At 29.2% G+C, this 2,918-nt stretch carries 3 protein-coding genes; 2 read left to right on the forward strand and 1 reads right to left on the reverse strand.

Annotated elements, in window-relative coordinates; translation table 11 throughout:
- Nucleotides 1-213: 213 nt before the first annotated feature.
- Both ABGF48_RS08330 and ABGF48_RS08335 read left to right on the forward strand, forming a co-directional pair.
- Nucleotides 214-960 (forward strand): SDR family NAD(P)-dependent oxidoreductase, encoded by a 747-nt coding sequence (locus tag ABGF48_RS08330; RefSeq protein ID WP_408105878.1) that lies wholly within the window; start codon nt 214-216, stop codon nt 958-960.
- Nucleotides 961-973: 13 nt separating this feature from the next.
- Nucleotides 974-1,918, forward strand: coding sequence for a 2-keto-3-deoxygluconate permease (locus ABGF48_RS08335; protein WP_408105879.1), 945 nt, complete (start codon nt 974-976; stop codon nt 1,916-1,918).
- 42 nt (nt 1,919-1,960) lie between these two features.
- Here the strand turns inward: ABGF48_RS08335 and ABGF48_RS08340 are convergent, their stop codons facing one another.
- Nucleotides 1,961-2,749, reverse strand: a complete 789-nt coding sequence (locus ABGF48_RS08340) for a hypothetical protein (RefSeq protein WP_408105880.1) — start codon at nt 2,747-2,749, stop codon at nt 1,961-1,963.
- Between the last annotated feature and the right edge of the window lie 169 nt (nt 2,750-2,918).

The following is a 2,918-nucleotide window of genomic DNA, read 5'->3' on the forward strand; positions in this document are numbered from 1 at the left end:
TTTAATTTTAGAGTAGGACTTTAGTCTTACTCTTTTTTTATTAAGATATTTTATAAAATTTTTTTTAATATTTTTTATAACTTGCTTAAGTACTTATATTCTTACTATTTTTTTGTTAGTAATATGCATTTTAATTACAAAAGATTTAACAAAGCTTTGTTATAGGAGTATGATAAAAATATAATAAATTTATTTAAATTCAAGGAGGGTATTTTGGAATTTAAAAATAAAAAAGTTATTGTAACAGGTGGGGCTCAAGGCATAGGTAAAGAAGTCGTTAGAGGTATTGTTGATGGTGGTGGATTTGCTATAATTGCTGACATTAATAAAGAGAGAGCAATGCAAACTGTCGAAGAGTTTTCACCAAATGCAGAATTTGAGTACATAGATTTAGGAGATAAGGATAGCATTGTAAGTTCTATGAATAATATAATTGAAAGAAATGGAAAGATAGATGCCTTGGTAAATTGCGGTGGTGTTATAAGTGCTGTACAATTCAAAGATTTAACATTTGAAGAATGGGAAAGAACTATTAGAATTAATTTAACAGGATGTTTTAATACAATTTCCTCAATTTACAATCACTTTATTGAAAATGGTGGTGGTAGAATTGTTAATGTATCATCTGTCGCTGGTAAAATAGGTGGGGGATTATTAGGTACTGCTGCTTATGCATCTTCTAAAGCGGGATTAAATGGTCTTACAAAAGCTGTTGCTAAGGAAGGTGGTAAATATGGTATTTCATGTAATGCTGTATGTCCATCATTTACAAATACAGAGATGACAAAGCAATTATCGGAAGATAAAGAAAAAAGTGATAAGGTTATAAGTATGATTCCACTAGGAAGAAGAGCAGAGCCAAGTGAAATAGCTCAAATGATTTTATTCTTTGCAAGTGATTTAGCAAGTTTTGTAAATGGTGAAATCGGCGACTGTGACGGTGGTATTGTTTTAGATTAGTTTGGAGATTATCATGAAATTAAAGAAAATTAAAATACCGGGAGATACTATTATCATCCCTATGTTTATTGGTTTGATGATTAATACATTCATACCATCAGTTTTACAAATTGGGGGATTTACAACTGCTATAGCTAAGGGTACTGGTCCACTAGTTGGTGCATTTCTATTTTTCATAGGTGGTACAATTTCATTAAAAAACACTCCTAAGGCGATAGGTAGAGGTGCTACTATTATAATTACTAAAATAGTATTTTCTGTAGCTTTTGGTTTGTTTGTAGCTAAGGTGTTCAATAATAACTTTTTAGGTTTGAGTGCTTTGTCAATTATTGGAGCAATCTCAGTTGCAAATAATGCAATGTACTCTGGAATAGTCGATGTTTATGGAAATGAAATTGATGCTGGGGCTGTAGGTATCACAACTTTAAGTGTTGGACCAATGGTTACAATGGCAGCTTTGAGTTCTGCTGGACTTGCAAATATTTCTATATTGAGTTTAGTGGGGACAGTATTTCCACTAATATTGGGTATTGCATTGTCTAATATATTTCCATATATGAAGAAAGTTTTATCAAACGGGGTAACTGCGATAATCATTATAGTTGGGTTTGCGCTTGGATGTAATATGAGTTTACTTCAACTTGTTCAAGGTGGTTTACCTGGCATTTTACTTGGGGTAATAACAAGTGTTGTGGGGGCAATTCTTTGTGTAAGTACTGATAGACTTACTGGTGGATCGGGTGTTGCTGGTGCGGCGATTTCAAGTACTGCTGCAAGTGCAATAGCAACGCCGGCTGCTTTGAGTGCTGTAGATGCTACATTTAAGGCAATTGAAGGGACTGCAACTACACAAATAGCTGCATCAGTAATTGTAACTGCTATATTGACACCAATTCTTACTGGTATTGCATTTAAGATGGCTGAAAAAAGAGGAGTAAATCCTAAAGTGGTTGCTTAGATATTAGGCTGATTTTCAAAAATTACATTTTTGAAGGTCAGTTTATTTTTTTAGAAATTTTGAAATTAGATAGTCTACATATTTCATATTTAGTGGTCTATCAAGTGTTTCGTAGCTTATGATTAAATTTTCATTTACCACAATATTATATGAACTAAATAGTTGTAATCTGTCTATTGAATTATTTAAATAATCTGTGTTATCGATCATGCCTAAGTGTTCCCAATATATTTCTTCATCTGTTTCAGGATTGTAAAAAGTAAAATCAGGATGTAAAATATTGCTTCCAATTTTTAATGGGCATTCATATTTATATGGAATTTCCAAATAATTAAATTTATCTGCTAATATCTTTTCTGATTTAGATCTTACTTGCTCTCTTTTATTTGTAGTAAATCCAGATGCATAAATGTCTTTATGGATATATGGTGTGTTAATCCATATATCTAATTTTTGTTGTTTTGTTGGTTCAATTGGTGTTACTAGATTTTTTCTTTCTAGAGATAAGTTTTCATAAACTGTATCTATATCTATAATATTTGAATCTAATTTTTTTATTAAAGAGATATTTTTCATTATAACTGACTTTAGTTTAATAAAATATGATTTTTGTGCTAATTGTTTTATTAGTTTTATATTTTTATAATTTAGATATTTTCTTATATTTTTACCTTTAGTTTCATCATTAATATTTTGATAATAACTTATATTTCCGTTTTTATTTTGGATTATTAAATTTCCTTCTGGTTTTGATAGATTCATCTTTTCTAAAAAGTGTAAAAGTTTTGTGTGTTTTTCTAATTGATATTTAAAATCAAAATTATCTTTCATAAAATTCTCCTTATTGTGTTATTTAATAATTATCTCAAAAAATATATCAATTGTTAATGTCATTATTGTTAACAAAATTTAATAATTTTATATGTTAAAAGAATTTCTGAAAGCATAAATTAAGGGTTTTGGATTTTTATCATACATAAAAAAAGATTTAATGGTATTA

This window comes from Helcococcus bovis (genome assembly GCF_046035835.1).
GTDB classification, from domain to species: Bacteria; Bacillota; Clostridia; order Tissierellales; family Peptoniphilaceae; genus Helcococcus; species Helcococcus bovis.